General features: G+C 71.2%; 16 protein-coding genes. 10 read left to right on the top strand and 6 right to left on the bottom strand.

Annotation, left to right across the window (positions count from 1 at the left end; genetic code table 11):
• Nucleotides 1–183: 183 nt before the first annotated feature.
• The 4 genes from VB737_RS01520 (at nucleotide 184) to VB737_RS01535 (ending at nucleotide 3,961) form a co-directional block, all read left to right on the top strand.
• Entirely contained in the window at nucleotides 184–1,104 is a 921-nt protein-coding gene (locus VB737_RS01520; RefSeq protein ID WP_500310533.1) for an NAD(P)H-dependent glycerol-3-phosphate dehydrogenase, read from the top strand.
• Nucleotides 1,105–1,151: 47 nt separating this feature from the next.
• The gene (locus VB737_RS01525; RefSeq protein ID WP_500310534.1) at nucleotides 1,152–2,201 is read left to right on the top strand and encodes a SpoIID/LytB domain-containing protein; all 1,050 of its coding nucleotides are present in this window, start codon (nucleotides 1,152–1,154) and stop codon (nucleotides 2,199–2,201) included.
• Nucleotides 2,191–3,021 (top strand): ATP adenylyltransferase family protein, encoded by an 831-nt coding sequence (locus VB737_RS01530; RefSeq protein ID WP_500310536.1) that lies wholly within the window; start codon nucleotides 2,191–2,193, stop codon nucleotides 3,019–3,021. Before VB737_RS01525 ends, VB737_RS01530 begins: the two co-directional genes overlap by 11 nt.
• Nucleotides 3,022–3,196: 175 nt before the next feature.
• A complete protein-coding gene (locus tag VB737_RS01535; protein ID WP_500310538.1) occupies nucleotides 3,197–3,961 on the top strand; it encodes a sigma-70 family RNA polymerase sigma factor in 765 nt (254 codons plus the stop codon).
• Here the strand turns inward: VB737_RS01535 and VB737_RS01540 are convergent.
• Nucleotides 3,909–4,100, bottom strand: coding sequence for a sigma factor SigF (locus tag VB737_RS01540; protein WP_500310540.1), 192 nt, complete (start codon nucleotides 4,098–4,100; stop codon nucleotides 3,909–3,911). The two genes, VB737_RS01535 and VB737_RS01540, sit on opposite strands and share 53 nt — an antisense overlap.
• A gap of 238 nt (nucleotides 4,101–4,338) precedes the next feature.
• On the opposite strand from VB737_RS01540, the gene VB737_RS01545 reads away from it, so the two are divergent.
• On the top strand, nucleotides 4,339–5,904 hold the full coding sequence (locus VB737_RS01545; protein WP_500310558.1) for a DUF3370 family protein: 1,566 nt from the start codon (nucleotides 4,339–4,341) through the stop codon (nucleotides 5,902–5,904).
• A gap of 45 nt (nucleotides 5,905–5,949) precedes the next feature.
• Entirely contained in the window at nucleotides 5,950–7,035 is a 1,086-nt protein-coding gene (locus tag VB737_RS01550; protein ID WP_500310542.1) for a J domain-containing protein, read from the top strand.
• A 982-nt stretch (nucleotides 7,036–8,017) separates the two neighbouring features.
• On the opposite strand, the gene VB737_RS01555 is transcribed toward VB737_RS01550, so the two are convergent.
• Nucleotides 8,018–8,512: a bilin-binding protein gene (locus VB737_RS01555; RefSeq protein WP_500310543.1), complete on the bottom strand. Its 495-nt coding sequence runs from the start codon at nucleotides 8,510–8,512 to the stop codon at nucleotides 8,018–8,020.
• 122 nt (nucleotides 8,513–8,634) lie between these two features.
• Between VB737_RS01555 and rlmD the strand changes: the two genes are divergently transcribed.
• The gene (rlmD, locus tag VB737_RS01560) at nucleotides 8,635–10,005 is read left to right on the top strand and encodes a 23S rRNA (uracil(1939)-C(5))-methyltransferase RlmD (protein ID WP_500310545.1); all 1,371 of its coding nucleotides are present in this window, start codon (nucleotides 8,635–8,637) and stop codon (nucleotides 10,003–10,005) included.
• Here rlmD and pheT read toward each other — a convergent pair.
• Entirely contained in the window at nucleotides 10,002–12,458 is a 2,457-nt protein-coding gene (gene pheT, locus VB737_RS01565) for a phenylalanine--tRNA ligase subunit beta (protein ID WP_500310547.1), read from the bottom strand. The two genes, rlmD and pheT, sit on opposite strands and share 4 nt — an antisense overlap.
• 112 nt (nucleotides 12,459–12,570) lie before the next feature.
• On the opposite strand from pheT, the gene rpmG reads away from it, so the two are divergent.
• The 3 genes from rpmG (at nucleotide 12,571) to VB737_RS01580 (ending at nucleotide 15,117) form a co-directional block, all read left to right on the top strand.
• The gene (rpmG, locus tag VB737_RS01570; protein ID WP_015108195.1) at nucleotides 12,571–12,765 is read left to right on the top strand and encodes a 50S ribosomal protein L33; all 195 of its coding nucleotides are present in this window, start codon (nucleotides 12,571–12,573) and stop codon (nucleotides 12,763–12,765) included.
• A gap of 89 nt (nucleotides 12,766–12,854) precedes the next feature.
• Nucleotides 12,855–13,076: a 30S ribosomal protein S18 gene (rpsR, locus tag VB737_RS01575; RefSeq protein ID WP_006041316.1), complete on the top strand. Its 222-nt coding sequence runs from the start codon at nucleotides 12,855–12,857 to the stop codon at nucleotides 13,074–13,076.
• A gap of 1 nt (nucleotide 13,077) precedes the next feature.
• Nucleotides 13,078–15,117 carry a ribonuclease catalytic domain-containing protein gene (locus VB737_RS01580; RefSeq protein ID WP_500310550.1) on the top strand — a complete coding sequence of 680 codons (2,040 nt, stop codon included), beginning with the start codon at nucleotides 13,078–13,080 and terminating at the stop codon, nucleotides 15,115–15,117.
• 11 nt (nucleotides 15,118–15,128) lie between these two features.
• Here the strand turns inward: VB737_RS01580 and VB737_RS01585 are convergent, their stop codons facing one another.
• The 3 genes from VB737_RS01585 to VB737_RS01595 all read right to left on the bottom strand — a co-directional run.
• Nucleotides 15,129–15,443: a hypothetical protein gene (locus tag VB737_RS01585; protein WP_500310552.1), complete on the bottom strand. Its 315-nt coding sequence runs from the start codon at nucleotides 15,441–15,443 to the stop codon at nucleotides 15,129–15,131.
• A gap of 36 nt (nucleotides 15,444–15,479) precedes the next feature.
• A complete protein-coding gene (locus VB737_RS01590; RefSeq protein ID WP_500310554.1) occupies nucleotides 15,480–16,070 on the bottom strand; it encodes a hypothetical protein in 591 nt (196 codons plus the stop codon).
• On the bottom strand, nucleotides 16,067–17,030 hold a 964-nt coding region (locus tag VB737_RS01595; protein WP_500310556.1), incomplete at its 5' end, for an FAD-dependent oxidoreductase. The genes VB737_RS01590 and VB737_RS01595, both read right to left, overlap by 4 nt.

Consider the following 17,030-nt stretch of genomic DNA (forward strand, 5'->3'; position numbering starts at 1 on the left):
CCGCAGACCCGGTGCCCGCCGGGCCAGCTCGGCCGCCAGCGCCAGCCCGATGCCCCCCGGGCCGACGATCAGGGCCTGCCCCTCCCAGTCGTGCCAGTGGGGGTTGGTGGCGATCGGCATGGCGGGCAGGGGGATGGCGCATGATGGCAGTTCCATCCGGGGAATCGCCCCGCGCATCGGTCCATGGGTCTGCGCATCACCGTGCTGGGTCGGGGTGCCTGGGGCGGCACGTTGCTGCGGCTCTGGGAGCGCCAGGGGCACCAGCTGCGCAGCTGGTCGCGGCGTGACGGTGGAGATCCGGCCTCCGCACTCCAGGACTGCGACCTGGCGGTGGTGGCCGTGTCGATGGTGGGGGTCGCCCCCCTGGGCCTGGGCCTGCAGGGGCGCTGGCCGGAGGGCCTGCCGCTGCTGAGCTGCAGCAAGGGCATCGATCTGGACAGCCTGTGCACCGCCAGTCAGCTCTGGCGGCGCCACCTGCCGGCGGTGCCGCTGGCGGTGCTGAGTGGCCCGAATCTGGCCGAGGAGCTCGACCGGGGCCTGCCGGCGGCCAGCGTGCTCAGCAGCGACGACGCCGGCCTGGCCCGCCGGTTGCAGGAGCAGCTGCGGACCCCGCACCTGCGGCTGTACACGAACGCCGATCCCATCGGCACCGAGGCGGCCGGGGCCCTCAAGAACGTGATCGCCCTGGCCGCCGGCATCAGCGACGGCCTGGGCCTGGGGGCGAACGCCAAGGCCTCCCTGCTGTGCCGGGGCCTGGCGGAGATCGCCGTCGTGCTCCAGGCCCTCGGAGGCCAGCCCACCACCCTCTACGGACTGGCCGGCCTGGGGGACCTGCTGGCCACGGCCAACAGCAGCCTCAGCCGCAACTACCGCTTCGGCGGCCTGCTGGCCGAGGGCTGTGACGAGGCGACCGCCCTCGGCCGGATCGGCGCCACCGTGGAAGGCCCCCGCACCGCCCGCGCCACCCTGGCCCTGGCCGGGAGGGAGGGCTGGCAACTGCCGATCTGCGGGCAGGTGGTGCGCCTGCTGGCGGGCGAGCTTGAGGCGCGCCAGGCGGTGCAGGAGCTGATGCAGCGTGACCTGCGGGCCGAGGCGGTCGCCTGAGCCGGATTCTCCGGCATGATCCTCTCAATCCTTTGTGAATCCCTGCCGTGAGCCGGCACGTCACGGCCGCCATCGCCGCCATCCGCGCCACGGGCCAGCGACTGCTCCAGGGTTGTCGCCGCCATCCGATCCTGCTCACCGCCCCCCTGGCCGTCGTTGCGGTGGGGGCCGGATTCGCCGCCCAGGAGCTGATCCCGGCGGGGGCCTCCCGCTCCGATCCCGACCTGCTCGAAGCCCTGATCGCCCAGCCCCGGGAGGTCTCCCAGGAGGGCACCGATGCCAGGGAAGCCCCGGACAAGGATCTGCTGGCAGCGGCCTCCCTGCAGGCCCAGCGCACCAGCCTCAGCCATCCCGATCCGGCCCTGGTGGAACCGGAGGCCGGCGCGGAGGTCCCCCTGGAGATCCGGGTGGCGCTGCTGGGCGCCTCCCCCTCCCCCCGGCTGGGCGCCAGCGGCTACTGGCGACTGGTGGATCGGGACGGACGCCCGGTCCAGGAGGGCGGCCCCGCTGACGCGCCCGACCTGGCGGCGGCCATGGCCGGACGGGCCGAGGTCTGGATGGAGACGGGCTCCGACCATGTCCTGCAGGTGGACGGGCGGCCCTACGAAGGCCGCCTGAGGGTGCTGCGCGGATCCCAGGGCCTGCAGCTCGTGAACCACGTCTCCCTGGAGCGCTACATCAGCTCGGTGGTGGGCGCCGAAATGCCCAGCAGCTGGAACATGGAGGCCCTCAAGGCCCAGGCCGTGGCGGCCCGCTCCTACGCCATGGCCCACATGGCCCGTCCGGCCAGTGCCCACTGGCACCTGGGCGACACCACCCGCTGGCAGGCCTACCGGGGCCTGGGCAGCGTCACCGCCCGCACCCGCCAGGCCACCGCCAGCACCTCCGGGGTGATCCTCAGCTACCAGGGAGGCATCGTCGAAAGCCTCTACGCGGCCACCAACCGCATCACGCAGGAGGCCCACGGCCACCTGGGGGCCAGCATGAGCCAGCACGGTGCCCAGGATCTGGCGGAACAGGGGCTGCGGTACAACGAGATTCTCGGGCGCTACTACCGGGGCGCCTCCCTGGCCCGACTGCAGGCCGGTGCGAGCTGAGCGCCATTGGCAACGGGCCCGTGAGGTCTCGGAGCTGGCCCGCCGCCAGGGAGCCCTGGTGCCCCTCCACACACGCCTCCTGCCGGTTCCCGGCATGGAGCCCTTCGTCCTGCGCGAGCTGCTGTCCTCCACGCCCCGGCACCTGCGCCAGGGGGGGCCGCGGCCCAATCCCTTCCTGCCGTGGGACAGGCCCCTGCAGGTGGAGCTGCTCGAGCCCGGCCATGTGCTGCTGCTCAACAAGTACCCGGTGCAGGAGGCCCACCTGCTGGTGATCACCCGTGACTGGCGCCCCCAGGGGGGCTGGATCGAGGCCTCCGACTGGCAGGCGGTGGCCCAGGTGGGCCGGGACACCGGCGGCCTGTGGTTCTTCAACAGCGGCGCCCGCTCCGGCGCCAGCCAGCCCCATCGCCATCTGCAGCTGCTGCCACGCCGGCCCGGTGAGGCCAGCTGCCCCCTGGCGCCGCTGTTCCTGGAGCAGCTGGAGACGGGGGAGCCCGCCTGGAGCTGGGCCTACCGCCTCAGCCGGCGCAGCGATCCGCTGGGTGGGTCGGATCTGGGGGGTCTGTACCACGCCCATTCCCGGGAGCTTGGGCTGGGGAAACCGGGCCGGGACGGCGCGCCCCTGCACCCCTACAACCTGCTGTTCGACGACGACTGGTTCCTGACCGTGCGCCGGGTGCGGGAGCACGGGGCGGGATTCAGCGTCAACGCCCTGGGCTTCGCCGGCTTCCTGCTGATCACCGAGGGCTCAGACAGGGGCTGGCTGGAACGGCATGGCCCCTGGGCCCTGCTGCAGGACGTGGCGGCCCCCCGGACCTGAGCCAATGGGTCCCGCGGCCCGGGCCCTGGATCGGGCTCGGGCAACTTCCGTGTTTCCACGGTTGTGCTCTCCGGTCCTCCTGGCCCTCTCTGGAAAAGGAGCGCACCACCCGCCGTCATCGGCGCCGCGGCGCGCTCCGTTTCCCCGACATCGCCGACGACCAGGCCCCACGACCATGGCCCCATCCCCCTCCTGCCGCCCAACCCTTCCCTCCGACGCCGCCTGCCGCAACCGGCGCGTGGAGCAGTACCGGGCCGTGGTCCGCCCCCTGGCGCTGCACTATTCCCGCTGCAGCCGTGAGGCCGTCGAGGATCTGCTTCAGGTGGGACTGATGGGGCTGATCCGGGCCGCCGAGCTCTACCGCGAGGACCGCCGCACCCCGTTCGAAGCTTTCGCCAGGCCCCACATCCGCGGGGCGATCCTCCACTACCTGCGGGATGCGGCCCCTCTGGTGCGGCTGCCGCGGCGCCAGGCGGAACTCCAGGAGCGGTTCAACCGGCTCAGCCATCACCCCGCCCTGCTGGCGGATCCGGCCCGGGCGATCACCCAGCTGAGCGGCTCCATGGGCATCACCCCGGAGGAATGGCGTCGGCTGGAACTGCAGCGGCTGCTGGCCAGACCCGCCAACCTCGATGATCCGGCCCTGGTCGAGGCCGTGGCCGCCAGCACGGCCAGCGAGCCGTGCCGCCAGGAGGAGCCGGGTCCGTCCGTGGCGATATTGCTGGCCCTGCTGGAGCCCCGGATGCAGCTGGTGGTGCGCCAGGTTGTTCTGGCGGGGTGGAGCTACCGGCGCCTCGGTCGCCAGATGGGGGTCAGCCCGATGACGGTGAAACGCCTTTTGCACAAAGGCCTGGAGCAGCTCCGACTGGAGCTGGACGCCCGCGGACTCACTCCTGGTGGTCGGCCTGATGGCGGTGCATCTGCTGTTCCAGGGTGCTGATGGCGGCGTTCATGGCGGCCAGCTGCCGTTCGATGCCATCGCGCCAGAAACTGAGCAGGCGCAGCTTGCGCTCCTGATACCGCCGCAGGGCGCTGGCTCCGGACTCCGACCCGGAGCAGTACCCGAAGGGAGGAATCATGACAAAATCTGCAGAGTGCGACCGTTCTAGCGAGCCTGTCGTTCCATCCGGGGCTGCCCAGGTCACGCACCCCCCAACGGTTGGGACGGTCGCATCCCGCCTTACCGTCCTCTGGCCACCCACACCACCAGCCTGACGCAATTTGAGATCAGTCCCCCCCATTGGTCCCATCGGTGTCTGGCTGACGCTGGGTCTGGGCCTCGTGCTGGCACAGCCCGCCCACGCCTACGTCGCTCTGATGGCGGGCCAGAAGGCCCGGCCGCTGAACGGCACCTTCAACAACGTGCCGGTGCTGCACTCCAACCAGCCCGAGGAGGTGGAGGGGCCGGGGATCCTGATCAACACGGCGCCCGGCTACGCCTACGCCGCGGAGACGGGCCAGGCCCTGCGCAATGCCGAGTTCACCTTCAACGGGGAATTCGGGATGCACCTGCATCACAAGTACTTTCCCCCCAACCGCCGCTCCATTTCCCCGCGTGATCGACGGGCGGAGCTCACGCTGGCGGCCATCCTGATCAACCCGGGCGTGCGGCCGGTGCAGATCCGCTTTTCGAAGGGGGCGGTGCGCAACAGCTTTGAAGCCCCGTACCTCGCCAACAACCTGATGGGGGTCAAGCCCCTGGGCCCCCGTCCCTGGAACACCGGGCCCGGTGATGCCACCGCGGTTCAGATGCTCCGAGGCCGACTGGACAGCCGCCTGACCGACGAGATCACGATTCCGGCCCGCAGCCGCATCGTTCTCTTCCAGACCCAGCTGCCGGCGCTGGGCATCGCCAATGCCCTGCTGCGCGGCCGCAGCGACGGCCCCTTCCAGATCGCGGTGGTGGCCGCCAAGGCGCGCGACTCCGACAGCGAAGTCCTGGCGGTGCTGGATGGGGGCCGACTGGCCCCCGGCCGGGTCTACCTGAGTCGGATCAATGACATCCACAACCGGCGGATCTTCTCCCGGGTGGGCGGCGTGGCCCTTGGCGATGCCTACCAGGCCGCCATCACCCACGACCTCAATCTCAAAGGCCCTCTGCATGTGCCCTTCACCAGCACCGACCGGCACCATTTCGGCACCCGGGACGTGCAGGTCAACGCCTTGGCCAGCCGCATGGTCGATTCCTCCCTCGACAACGTCGGCACCTACGGGGTGCGCTTCGACATTGACCTGAACCTCAAGGGCAACGGTCCCTACGAGCTGGTCATGAGCCACCCCACGCTGATCGGCGGCCAGCCGTTCACGGCCTTCCGGGGCTCGATCCAGATCCAGACCCCCTCTGGGATGCGGGAGGTGCATGTGGGGCTGCGCTCCGGGCAGAGCCTTTCTCTGGGCCAGATCGATCTCACGCCAGGGGTTGTGAACCCCGTGCGGGTCAGCCTCGTCTACCCGGCCGACGCCACCCCTGGCCACCTGCTGAGTGTGGTGAGCGCCAGCCAACTGGCCATGGTCCAGGAGCGGGAGCGGCAGCTGGAGCTGGCGCGGGCCGGCGCCACGGCCCGACCGGCAGCACCGCCCGTCGCGCCTCCGGCACTCACCATCCTGCCGCCGGCCGCCACCCTCAGCCCGACACCGATCGGCGGTACCGGTCCCCTGGTGCCGCCGCCCCAGATCCTCCGGCCGGCGCCGGCCCCCGGCTGGCTGAATCCGCCACCGCCGCTGCCGCCCGGGTCGAACCGCGGCGTCCTGGCCCCGTCCCCCATGACCACGCCGATGCGCACCCGTTCCGGCACCGCCGCCAGCGGTGGCTCACTGGTGGATCGCTACCGCGAGGCCGTCGAGGCCCAGCAACAGTTCCTCCTGGACCAGCGGGGACCCTGATCCATCGTCCGATGCCAGCGAACCCAGCACCGATGGAGGGCTGCCGTGGCTGAGAAGTCGAACGACACCAGACAGCGGATCAGCCTCGACCTCACCCGGGAGCTGGTGGCCCATCTGGACCATCTGCGGCGGGAGTGGGGCATCCGCAGTCGGGGCGATGTGCTCGAGCGGCTGCTCGACGACCTGTTCGGCTCCGGCGACGAGGACGACGACGGCGATGGCGATGGCGAGAGTGCGGCTGCTGGCCATGTCGGTGGCGGCCATGGCCTGGTGCCGGAGGGCCGATCAGCCCGGCGCCACGGCGAGGACGAGCGGGACCTGGAGGAACAGGGGGCCCTGGTGCTGGTGGGCCGGGGGGCGATGGACACCCTGCAGGCGGAATTCGAGTGGGAGGCGCCGAAGGAGCAGGCCCCGCCTCCCCAGCCCGCTGGTGGGGGGATCGACCTGCCTGGATTCGTGCGGCGCCGCTCCGATGTCCTCAAGCGCAGCCTGCGGCCCACGGCCCGGCAGAGTGCCGGCCCCCTGCCCCTCACCCCCCTGCCACCGCTCAGCGGGGAGGTGGTGCAGCAGGCGATGGAGGAGGCCGGCAACCACTGGCACACGCTCTACGGGTCGCCAGCCAATGAGGCGGTGCTGGAGGCAGCCATGCTCTGGCTGGCCCAGGACATCTGGCCCCAGTCGGACCAGAGCGATGGCCGGACGTTCACGTGGTCGGGAGCCTGCCAGGCGATGCAGCAGTTCGTTCCCGGCTGGAGCGATGGCCCACCGACGTTCGAGCGGGTGATGGTGACCGCCGGGGTGCTCGAGGACCCCTTCAGTGGTTCGACCCTGAGCCTGCGGATCCCGACCCTGATCCGGCGCTTCGTGCACCGTTTCCGCCGTCGTCGTCGCGGGACCTCCTTCCAGACGCTGGAGCACACCATGACCCTGCACGGGGCCCTGCGGCTGCTGCAGCTGCCCACCGATCCCGGCCAGCGCCTCACCCTCGCCCAGATCCGCGAGGCCTATCGGGACATGGCCCAGAGCCACCATCCTGACGCCGGCGGATCGGTGGAGGCGATGCGGCGTCTCAATGAGGCCTATCAGTTGCTCAAGGAGCTGTATCGGCAGGGCGCCGCGAGCGACCGCTGACCCCCCGTGAGCTGACGGCCAGACTGGACCATGCTGATCGATCGTCTCGGGTGAGACCAGATACCAGTCTGGTTATGGGACTCAGACGGGCCGAACCGGACGAGTGGTCAGAGGATCGGATCGGCAGGTGGATGGTCCCACTGGCCTGGTCCCATGTGTCTCTTATGGGACCAGCTGCGTGTCCCATAGCTGGACCAGGAATGTAACCGCAATACCTCGATTTTTCGTTGATTTCACGTGTCACAACCGTGCACCTGCACCTCTGTGCCACACACGACAGTCAATAGATCCTGGACTCTGATGAAAGGGGATGTCCTGGGCGCCCGACTCGGCCGAAGTGTGCTGTCCAGGCTCTGGACAGCCTCTCACTCGCCAGTGACTGACTGAGTTCCCGAAGACCGCGTCACTGTCTTTGACACAGATACGCAGAGTTAAGCAAAGGCCCGAGACGGTCGATCGTCTCAGAAGTCTCCCGGCGGAGCCCAGGGGGAGGAACCAGCTCCGGGATGGGCCGTCCGTCGGATCGGGCAGGCCTCCAGCCTGTACATCGCTAGTCCCAGCTGCGACCCATTCCTGGTCTTGTCAAGAGACGCATCCGGGATGCCTGGGGTGCGGTCGGCGGTTCTTTGACCTGGCCATCACCATGCCGGAGGGATGGGCTGCCCAGCACCAACACCACGAACCGTCCAGCCACGAAGCAACCGGAACCACCACGGCCAAGTCGTCGCATTTGACTGATCCAGATCTCACTCCAGGACCAGCTTCCAGTCCAGGGTGAGATGCATGGGGCAGCTGCACCGCTCCTCCGACGCTGGGCCTCACACGCTCGTCGTGGTCCTGCCGCGAACGCGCGAGGCCCGCAAAGAAATCCCCGTCACGTTGGTGACGGGGCAGCAGGCTCGCGAAACGATGGTGACCGGCCATCTCATGCCGGACCCGCGGAAAGACCTAAACTGAGTCCAGGGTGAGACTCAGGGACAGATCAGGTGGAGGTCTGGAGTCCCTGAATCAGGTAGTCGAAGTAGGGGCCGGCCAGGGTCGCTTCCTCACCACCCAGCAGCACCAGGGCCGCCTCCTTGAGGGTGCGCATCGCCTCCACCATGCCGGGCAGGGGCACGCCCAGACTGTTGTACATCTCGCGGGCGCCCACCACGCCGATCTGCTGGATCAGCTCGGTGCTGCCGGCCAGGATGCCGTAGGTGACCAGCCGCAGGTACCAGCTGTAGTCGCGCAGGCACTGGGCCCGCTGCTTCTGGCCGAAGGCGTTCCCGCCCGGGGCCACGTAGTCCGGCTTGCGCAGGAAGAGCTGTTTCGACGCTTCGGCGATGATCTTTTTCTCGTTGTCGGTCAGCACCCTGACAACGCTCAGCCGGCGGGCCCCGCCGCTGAGGAACTCCACCATCGTGCGCAGCTCGCCGCCCGTGGGATAGCGGAGCTGATCATCGGCCTGGAGGATCAGATCGCGAACGACGCTCATAGCAGCGACCACAGTCCGGCGAATCCTATCGAGCCCGAAGCCTCCGCCAGACCTCCGGGCGCAAGGTGTAACGCCCCTTTGCACGACCCCCGATAGGGTCGCAGCAGTGCTGCGGAATCCAGATGGCCTCGGTGGGCGACAGGCTCGAGCTGGAGATCACCGACCTGGGCCATGACGGGCAGGGGGTGGGGCGCCACGACGGGCAGGTGGTGTTCGTCAGCGGCGCCCTCCCCGGCGACACCGTGCAGGTGCGCCTGCAGGCCGTGGCGCGGCGCCATCTGGTGGGTCAGCTGCAGCGGGTGCTGACGCCCTCGGCCGACCGCCGCCGGGCCCCCTGCATCCTGGCCGACAACTGCGGTGGCTGCAGCCTCCAGCCCCTTTCGGACGCAGCCGAGGCGGCCTGGAAGCAGCGCACCCTGGAGCAGACCCTGCAGCGCATCGGCGGCCTGAGCGCCCCGGTGCGGCCGCTGCTGGCGGCCGATCCGACCCTGGGGTACCGCAACCGCGCCCTGGTTCCGCTGGAGCGCCGGGCCGATGGCCGCCTGCGGGCCGGCTACTACCGCCGGGGCTCGCATCAGATCGTCAACATGGCCCGCTGCCCGGTGCTCGACCCACGCATCGATGCCCTGATCGCCCCCCTCAAGGCCGACATCGAAGCCAGCGACTGGCCGATCGATCGCCACGGCAACGATCCCGAGGCCGTGGAAGGTCCCGGTCTGCGCCACCTGGGCCTGCGGGTGGGGGCGGCCACCGGGGAACTGCTCATCACCCTGATCAGCAGCCATGACGACCTGCCCGGCCTGGAGGCCCTGGCCGACGCCTGGTGCGAACGCTGGCCCGAGCTGGTGGGTGTCTGCCTCAACCTCCAGCCCCTGCCCACCAATCGTCTGATGGGCGACGAGACCCGGGTGATCCGCGGCCGGGAGTGGCTGAGCGAAACCTTCGCCGGCCTGCACTTCCGCATCGCCGCCGACACCTTCTTCCAGGTGAACACGGGCCAGGCCGAACGGCTGGTGCCCCACCTGGTCGAAGCCCTCGGCCCCGCTCCCACCGGCGGCACCCTGCTCGATGCCTACTGCGGCATCGGCACCTACAGCCTGCCCCTGGCCGCCGCCGGCTGGCAGGTCAGCGGCCTGGAACTGCACCCCGGCTCCGTGGCTCTGGCCCGGCTGAATGCTTCCGCCAACGGACTGGAGGGACGGGCCAGCTTCGAGCAGGCCGACGTGCCCCAGGTGCTGGAGGAGCGGCTCCAGGGGATGGCGGCCCTGGTGCTGGATCCGCCCCGCAAGGGGCTGAATCCGGTGGCCATTGCGGCGATCCTGGCGGCGCGACCGGAGCGGATCGCCTACGTGAGCTGCGATCCGGCGGCCCTGGCCCGGGACCTGGCCCAGCTGTGCGGCTCAGGGGCCTACCGGCTGAACTGGGTGCAGCCCGTGGACTTCTTCCCCAACACCAGCCACGTGGAGGCCCTGGCGGCCCTGGAGCGCCTCTAGCGGCGCTGTTCGGCGCCGAACTGGCGCTCGAGCGCTGCGCGCACCTTCCCATGGGCCGCTTCCACCTCCTCGTCGGTGAGGGTGCGGGCGCTGTCGCGGTAGCGCAGGCGGAAGGCCTGGCTGCAGCGGCCGGCCTCCACCTGGGCGCCCTCGTAGCGATCGATCAGCTCGGCCTGCTCCAGCAGCGGCTTGCCCGCCTTGCGGATCGCCGCCAGCAGGTCCGTGGCCGTGGTGTCGGTGGGAACGACAAGGGCCAGATCGCGTTCCGAAGCCGGCACGGTGGGGTAGGGGCGGAAGCTGGGCTGCCAGCGGTTGCGGCGGGTGCCGGCGCTGAGCAGGGGCTCCAGCTCCAGCTGGAACACATAGGTGGCGGCCGGCAGGTCGAGGGCATCGGCCTCGGCCGGGTGGAGCTGGCCGAACCAGCCGGCGGGCTTGCCTTCCACGAGCAGCTGGGCGGCCCGGCCGGGGTGGAGCAGGGGGGCGTCCGTCAGGGGGCGATCCTCCAGGGGCAGGCGCAGGGGCTCCAGACCGGCCTGGAGCACGCCGCGGGCCTGGAAGTAATCCGGGGGGGCGGGTTTGCCGGAGCTGCGCCAGCGTTCGGCGCGGCGCTCCCCGGCGATCACCCCCACCAGCAGGGTGCGTTCCGCGTGGCGCTGCTCACCGCTGGCCCCACCACCGGGGAACACCCGGCCGATCTCGAAGCCCCAGAAGCCGTCCAGGGACGCCTGCAGATTGCGGCGGGCGGCCTGGAGCAGCTCCTGGTGCAGGTTGTCGCGCAGGTGGCCGTAATCGGCCAGGAGCGGGTTGGCCAGGGGCACCCGGCCCGGCGCCGCCGCCACCAGCGACAGGGAGACGATCTCCTGCAGGCCGGCGGCGCAGAGGCTGCGGCGCAGGCGTCGCTCCAGCTGCTGGGCCGGCTCGAGGCCCCCGGGGATGAGGGGATCGGGCAGGTGGGCGGCGAAGTGGTCATAGCCCACCAGCCGGGCCACCTCCTCGATCAGGTCCACCTCACGCCTGAGGTCCATGGCCCGCTCGGGCGGCACCTGCACCTGCCAGCCTTCGTCGTCCTCCTCCAGGACGCAGCCGAGGGCCTCGAGGGTGGCTGTGATGCGGCCGTCGTCCAGGTCCAGGGCCTCGCCCTCCACCAGCACCGGACCCAGCAGGTTGTGGAGGGCGTCGCGGCGCAGGGGCAGGGAGGAGTGGGGGGGGGGGGGGCGCTGGTGCAGCCAGCGGCCATCCAGCCGGGCGCCGGCCAGCTCCTGCAGCAGGGCCACGGCCCGGTCGGCGGCGGGCAGGGTGATCTCCCGCGGCACCCCCTTCTCGAAGCGGCTGCTGGCCTCGGTGCGCAGGCCGACGCTGCGGGCGGAGCGCCGCACCGCCTGGGGGGCGAACACCGCCGCCTCCAGCCAGATGGCGGTGGTGGCTTCGGTGACGGCCTCGGCCAGGCCCCCCATCACCCCGGCGAGGGCGATGGGGTGGTCGGCGCAGGTGACCACCAGGGCCTCCCCATTCAAGGTGCGCTCCTGGCCGTCGAGGGCCGCGAAGGTCTCTCCAGGGCGGGCCTGGCGCAGGCCGATGCTGGCCGGCTCGGGCGTGCCGCCCGTGAGCCCCGCCAGGCAATCCCGGTCGAAGGCGTGCAGGGGCTGGCCCGTTTCCAGCATCACCAGGTTGGTGATGTCCACCACGTTGTTGATGGGGCGCACCCCGGCCCGCTCCAGCCGCTGGCGCAGCCAGTCCGGGGAGGGGCCCACCGTCAGGCCGCTGAGGGCGGTGAGGCTGAACAGCCCCCCCGCCTCGATGGCGTCACGGTCGGCCGCCGCGGCGGCCAGGGGCTGGGCCGCGACAACGGGGGCCGCCGCGGGGAAGGTGGTGCTGCCGCCGCTGAGGGCCGCCACCTCGCGGGCGATGCCACGCATCGAGAGGCCATCGGGGCGGTTGGCGGTGATCGCCAGCTCCAGCACCTGGTCGTCCAGGCCCAGCAGCGGGCCCACGGGGGTTCCCAGGGGGGGCAGCGTGTCCAGCAGCCGGTCGAGTTCGGCAATGCCGTCGCTGCCGTCGTCGAGGCCCAGCTCGCGCAGGGAGCAGATCATGCCGCTGCTGGCCACCCCCCGCAGTTCGGCCGGTTTGATCGTCAGCCCCACCGCCGGCAGGGTGCTGCCCACCAGGGCCACGGGCACATGCAGGCCCTGGCGCACATTCGGGGCGCCGCAGACGATCTGCAGGGGCTCGCCGGCCCCCACATCCACGCGGCAGACGCTGAGCTTGTCGGCGTTGGGATGGGGATCGCGCTGCACCACGTGGCCCACCACCACACCGGCCGCCCGGGCCGCCAGATCCTCGATGGCCTCCACCTCGAAACCGGCGATCGAGAGACGCTCCGCCAGGGGCTCCGGCTCGAGAGCGGCCGGTTCCACGCTGACCAGCTCCCGGAGCCATTGGAGCGAAACCAGCATCGGAGGGGTGCACAGCAGCCGTGCAGCTTAGGAAGCGATCAGGGCCCTCCCCATCGGGAGGTAAGGTGCAGGATCGTCTCTCTGCAACGCATCCGCGGCGCAACGTCCTTCCATGGCCAAGAACAAGGGCGTCCGGCTGGTGATCACCCTCGAGTGCACCGAATGCCGGTCCAACCCCGCCAAGCGGTCCCCTGGCGTGTCCCGTTACACGACCCAGAAGAACCGCCGCAACACCACCGAACGGATCGAACTCAAGAAGTTCTGCCCCCACTGCAACGCCTCCACCGTCCACAAGGAGATCAAGTGAGGCTGGATTCCCTGCGGAATCCCATCGCCTGATCGTCCCGCGGCCACTGCAGCGGCAGTTTTCTCCTTTCGTTCCCCCACTCCGTTCCCATGTCCAGTTCCTTCTTCAAGAAGCGCCTTTCACCGATCAAGCCCGGTGATCCGATCGACTACAAGGACGTCGATCTGCTCAAGAAGTTCATCACCGAGCGCGGCAAGATCCTGCCCCGCCGCCTCACCGGCCTGACGGCCAAGCAGCAGCGCGATCTCACCAATGCCGTCAAGCGGGCCCGGATCGTGGCCCTGCTGCCCTTCGTGAATCCCGAAGGCTGAGTTGCCCTCCGCCTCGCGTCGGTTCACCGCGGGTGACCTGGTCGGCCTCCACGACGACAGCCGCAGCCTGCTGGCGGTCGTCGTGGCCGAGAAGGGCACGCGCCTCGATCTCAGGGTGGGCTTCGACGCCAAGGCCATCCAGCGGGGGGTTCGGCAGCTCGATCTGCTGGCCGCTCTGCCGGGCGATCAACCCCCACCCTCCCGCCTGTCCCAGCCCCCCTGGGGCCTGAGTCCGGAGACGTTGCAGCAGGCCGCCCCCAGCCCTCGGGAGCTGGGGGCGGCCTGGCTGCTGCTGCTGGACGACCCGACCCCCCTTGAGCTGGGCGACTTCGTCGACCTGATCGGCGACGGCAGCGACCCGATCCAGAAGGCCGCCTGCTGGCTCTGGCTGCAGGGCCCCCAGACGCTGTTCCGCTGGCGCCAGCAGCAGGTGGAGGCCCGGCCTCTGGTCGATGTCCGCCGGCTGCGGCGCGACGCCCGCCGCCAGCAATTGGCCGAGCAGCGGCGGCGCCAGTGGCAGGACGCCCTGCGCCAGCGCCGCCCGATCGATCCCCGGCAGCTCGATCCCGAACAGCGCCAGCACCTGGCCCTGCTGCGCGAGTGGGCCAGTGGCGAGACCAGCCGTCCCCTGCCGGACGAGCTGCACCGGGCCCTGCAGGCGGCCCACTGCGCGATGGAATCGGCGCCGATCCGGCACCTGCTGGTGGACCTGGGCCAGTGGGAGCGGCACCATCTGCCCTCCCTGGAGAACACCACCTGGCAGGCGGGCTTCTCCGCGGAGCTGGAGGCGGAGGCCCGGCGGCTGGTGGAGCTGGCCGCCACGGAACTTCCCGGTGACGGGCGCCGCCGCGACCTCACCGGCCTGCACACCGTCACCATCGACGATGCGGACACCCGCGACATCGACGACGGCCTCTCCTTGGAGCAGGGGCCCGGCGGGGCGCCGCGGTTGTGGATCCACATCGCCGATCCGGGCCGGCTGGTGGCATCGGACAGCCCGCTCGACATCGAGGCCCGGCGCCGGGCCAGCAGCCTCTACCTGGCCAGGGGCCCGCTGCCGATGTTCCCCGAGGTGCTCAGCACCGGCCCCATGAGCCTGCGCATGGGCCAGCGCAGCGCGGCCCTGAGCCTGTGGGTGGAGCTGGCAGGAGACGGCACCGTGGCCGCCCATGGGCTGGAGCCCAGCTGGGTGCGGCCCGCCTACCGCCTGAGTTATGCCGATGCCGATGAGCTGATCGAGCTGGCCCCGCCCCAGGAGCGGTATCTCAGTGAGATCCATGCCCTGATGGAGCGGCGTCGCCGCTGGCGGCTGGACCGGGGGGCCCTCGATCTGGACCAGCCCGAGGGCCGGATCCGCTGTGACGACCAGGGGCCCCAGCTGGAGATCACCGAACCGTCGCCGTCGCGCACCCTGGTGGCCGAGGCCATGATCCTGGCCGGGGCGGTGATCGCCTCCCGCGGCCAGGAGCAGGCTCTGGCCCTGCCCTACCGCAGCCAGCTGGCGGCGGAGTTGCCGCCTGAGGCGGAACTGGCGGGTCTGCCGGCCGGCCCGGTGCGCCATGCCGCCATCAAGCGCTGCCTCAGCCGGGGCCATCTCGGTACCACGCCCGCCCCCCACTTCTCCCTGGGCCTGCCTTGCTACGTCCAGGCCACTTCACCGATCCGCCGCTACAACGACTTGCTGGTGCAGCGCCAGCTGCTGGCCCACCAGCTGGGGCAGCCGGTGCTGGAGGAGGCGGAACTGGCGGCCCTGCTGGGCGAGCTGGAGGGGGCGTTCCGCCAGGGCCTGCAGATCGCCCGGGAGGACCAGCGCCATTGGCAGCAGGTGTGGTTCGAGGCCCAGGAGCAGCACCAATGGCCGGGGCTGTTCCTGCGCTGGCTGCGGCCCCAGGACCGCCTCGGCCTGGTGCACCTGCCGGATCTGGCCATGGACCTGGCCGCCGAGTGCCATGGCGACCCCGGCCCCGGCGACGCCCTGCTGGTGCGGCTGCAGCAGGTGGATTCCCTGCGGGACCTGCTGCGCTTCACGGCGGCGGGCTGACCCCGGCGGGCTCAGGGACTGAGGTTGAACCTGTCCATCGCCTGCTGCTTGCAGATGGTTTCGGCCTGGGCAATCGAGGCCCGGGCATTCACCTGCTGGGCCACGCAGGTGCAGGTGTCCTTGGCCAGGCCCGCCGGCACCGGCTTGCCCGCCTTGGTGAAATCGGCGTTCACCGCCAGGGTGCAGTAGTGGATGATCAGCTGGTCGCGCATGTTGTTGAGGCCCTGCGCCCGGGCCGGCAGGCCCGCCAGCAGCAGCGCCGAACCCGCCACCGAGAGCAGCATGGGCAGGGGCCGAAGGGCGGATCCGGGGTGGGCGGACACCATGGGACAAGGGCGCTGATCAGTCCATCCTGGCCGACCTCAGGCCGGTTGGCCCGACCGCTGCAGGCGCCGCCGCCGCCACAGCAGCAGCACCACCACCGCGACGCAAGCCAGGCCCACCGACGCCGGGAACAACGCCGTGGTGAGCGTCAGCCGCTCCAGGGACAGCAGCACCAGCAGGTTGCGCAGCACGAACAGGCCGAAGAAGCCGATCCGTTCCTGTTCGGGGTGGCTCCAGGCCCGCCGCAGGGTGGGGCCGAATCCCAGCAGATCCACCAGGGTGAGCACCAGCACCGCTGCGAGCGGATCGGCGGTGAGGAACCAGAAGGGCAGGGCCGAGGCGGCACCGGCCAGAAACAGCCAGTCGGCCTTCGTGATCGCCCGGTCGGCGCCGTGGGCCTGGGACAGCCAGGCGATGTGGAAGGTGATCAGGGCCGACACGCCGGTGGGCCAGGCCCCGACCCCGCCGCCACCGGCCCACGTGGCCAGAAAGACCAGGAGCGTGGTGACCCCCCAGATCAGCCAGGAGAAGACGTGGGGGCGGGTGCGGCCCGCCCGGATCGAGACGATGTAGGGGAGAAAGGCCGCGAAGGTGAGGGCGATGGCGGCGCCGCTGAGCAGCAGCTTCACGGCACGAGCCGCGACACCCGCAGCCAGGGACCCCAGGGGTTGGCGCAACCGATCAGGGCGGCCGGGGTGGGGCGATCCAGGCCCAGCAGCCAGTGGTGCAGGGCCGGCTCCAGGGTGATCAGTGGCCAGGCCCCCGCCTCACCGTGGAGCACGTAGCCGCCCTGGCCATCGGGCACCAGCTCGCCGCGCCACAGGCGCTCACCGGGCTCCGGCGGCGGCGCCCAGCCCGCCGGTGCCGCCAGCTCCGCCGTATCCAGACGGCCATGGCGATCGACCCGCTCCGGCGCCTCCAGCGCTTGAAGCTGCCGCTCACGCCAGCGGGGGTGGTGCCAGGGGGTGTCCCAGAGCGGCACCACGCCGGCCGGGGCCACCGGATCGCTGATCAGGGCTTCCTGCAGCCGGCGCACCGGCAGGGCGGCCGGCTCCAATCCATGGCGCACACAAAGGGCCGCCGCCAGCCCGGCGGCCTGGCCGATGTTGAGCACCAGGGGCTGCAGCCGCGTGGCCCCATTGGCCATGTGGCTGACACCGAAGCCCTTGTCGGCCGCCAGCAGATTGGTGACACCCTCACTCACCAGCGCGCCGTAGGGGATGGTGAACGGGGTGCCGCTCCAGCGGCCGCCCCAGCGGCAGCTCTTCGGGGCCAGGGACCAGTCGCCGCCGGGGTAGTGGTGGTCGTTGGCGTAGTTGCCCACGGCGATGCTGCTGAACGCCCCTTGGGTATCGCAGCGGAGGGGGGCGATGCAGGCGCCCTCCCCCTGGGGCAGCAGGTGCTGCTCCAGCACCTGCTCCCGGGCCACCAACCGGCGGCCCTCGCGCCAGTAGGGCATGAGCGCCAGAGATCCCGCGCCGCTGAGCCGGCCGGCGCTGGCCTCCTGGGGCGTGGGGAAGACCGCCGCCGGAGCCAGCCAGCCGCCGCTGGCCTGGCGCAGGGCGGGGGCGAAGCTCTCGCTGTGGTCG

The organism is Synechococcus sp. BA-120 BA3 (assembly GCF_034931285.1).
Taxonomy (GTDB): Bacteria; Cyanobacteriota; Cyanobacteriia; order PCC-6307; family Cyanobiaceae; genus Cyanobium.

Excerpts from the sequence above, each read along its gene's own strand:
- pheT (WP_500310547.1), bottom strand. The coding sequence starts at position 12,458 with ATGCTGGTTTCGCTCCAATGGCTCCGGGAGCTGGTCAGCGTGGAACCG.
- rpsR (WP_006041316.1), top strand. The coding sequence starts at position 12,855 with ATGTCCAGTTCCTTCTTCAAGAAGCGCCTTTCACCGATCAAGCCCGGT.
- VB737_RS01540 (WP_500310540.1), bottom strand. The coding sequence starts at position 4,100 with ATGATTCCTCCCTTCGGGTACTGCTCCGGGTCGGAGTCCGGAGCCAGC.
- VB737_RS01535 (WP_500310538.1), top strand. The coding sequence starts at position 3,197 with ATGGCCCCATCCCCCTCCTGCCGCCCAACCCTTCCCTCCGACGCCGCC.
- VB737_RS01545 (WP_500310558.1), top strand. The coding sequence starts at position 4,339 with ATGGCGGGCCAGAAGGCCCGGCCGCTGAACGGCACCTTCAACAACGTG.
- rlmD (WP_500310545.1), top strand. The coding sequence starts at position 8,635 with ATGGCCTCGGTGGGCGACAGGCTCGAGCTGGAGATCACCGACCTGGGC.
- rpmG (WP_015108195.1), top strand. The coding sequence starts at position 12,571 with ATGGCCAAGAACAAGGGCGTCCGGCTGGTGATCACCCTCGAGTGCACC.
- VB737_RS01520 (WP_500310533.1), top strand. The coding sequence starts at position 184 with ATGGGTCTGCGCATCACCGTGCTGGGTCGGGGTGCCTGGGGCGGCACG.
- VB737_RS01585 (WP_500310552.1), bottom strand. The coding sequence starts at position 15,443 with ATGGTGTCCGCCCACCCCGGATCCGCCCTTCGGCCCCTGCCCATGCTG.
- VB737_RS01555 (WP_500310543.1), bottom strand. The coding sequence starts at position 8,512 with ATGAGCGTCGTTCGCGATCTGATCCTCCAGGCCGATGATCAGCTCCGC.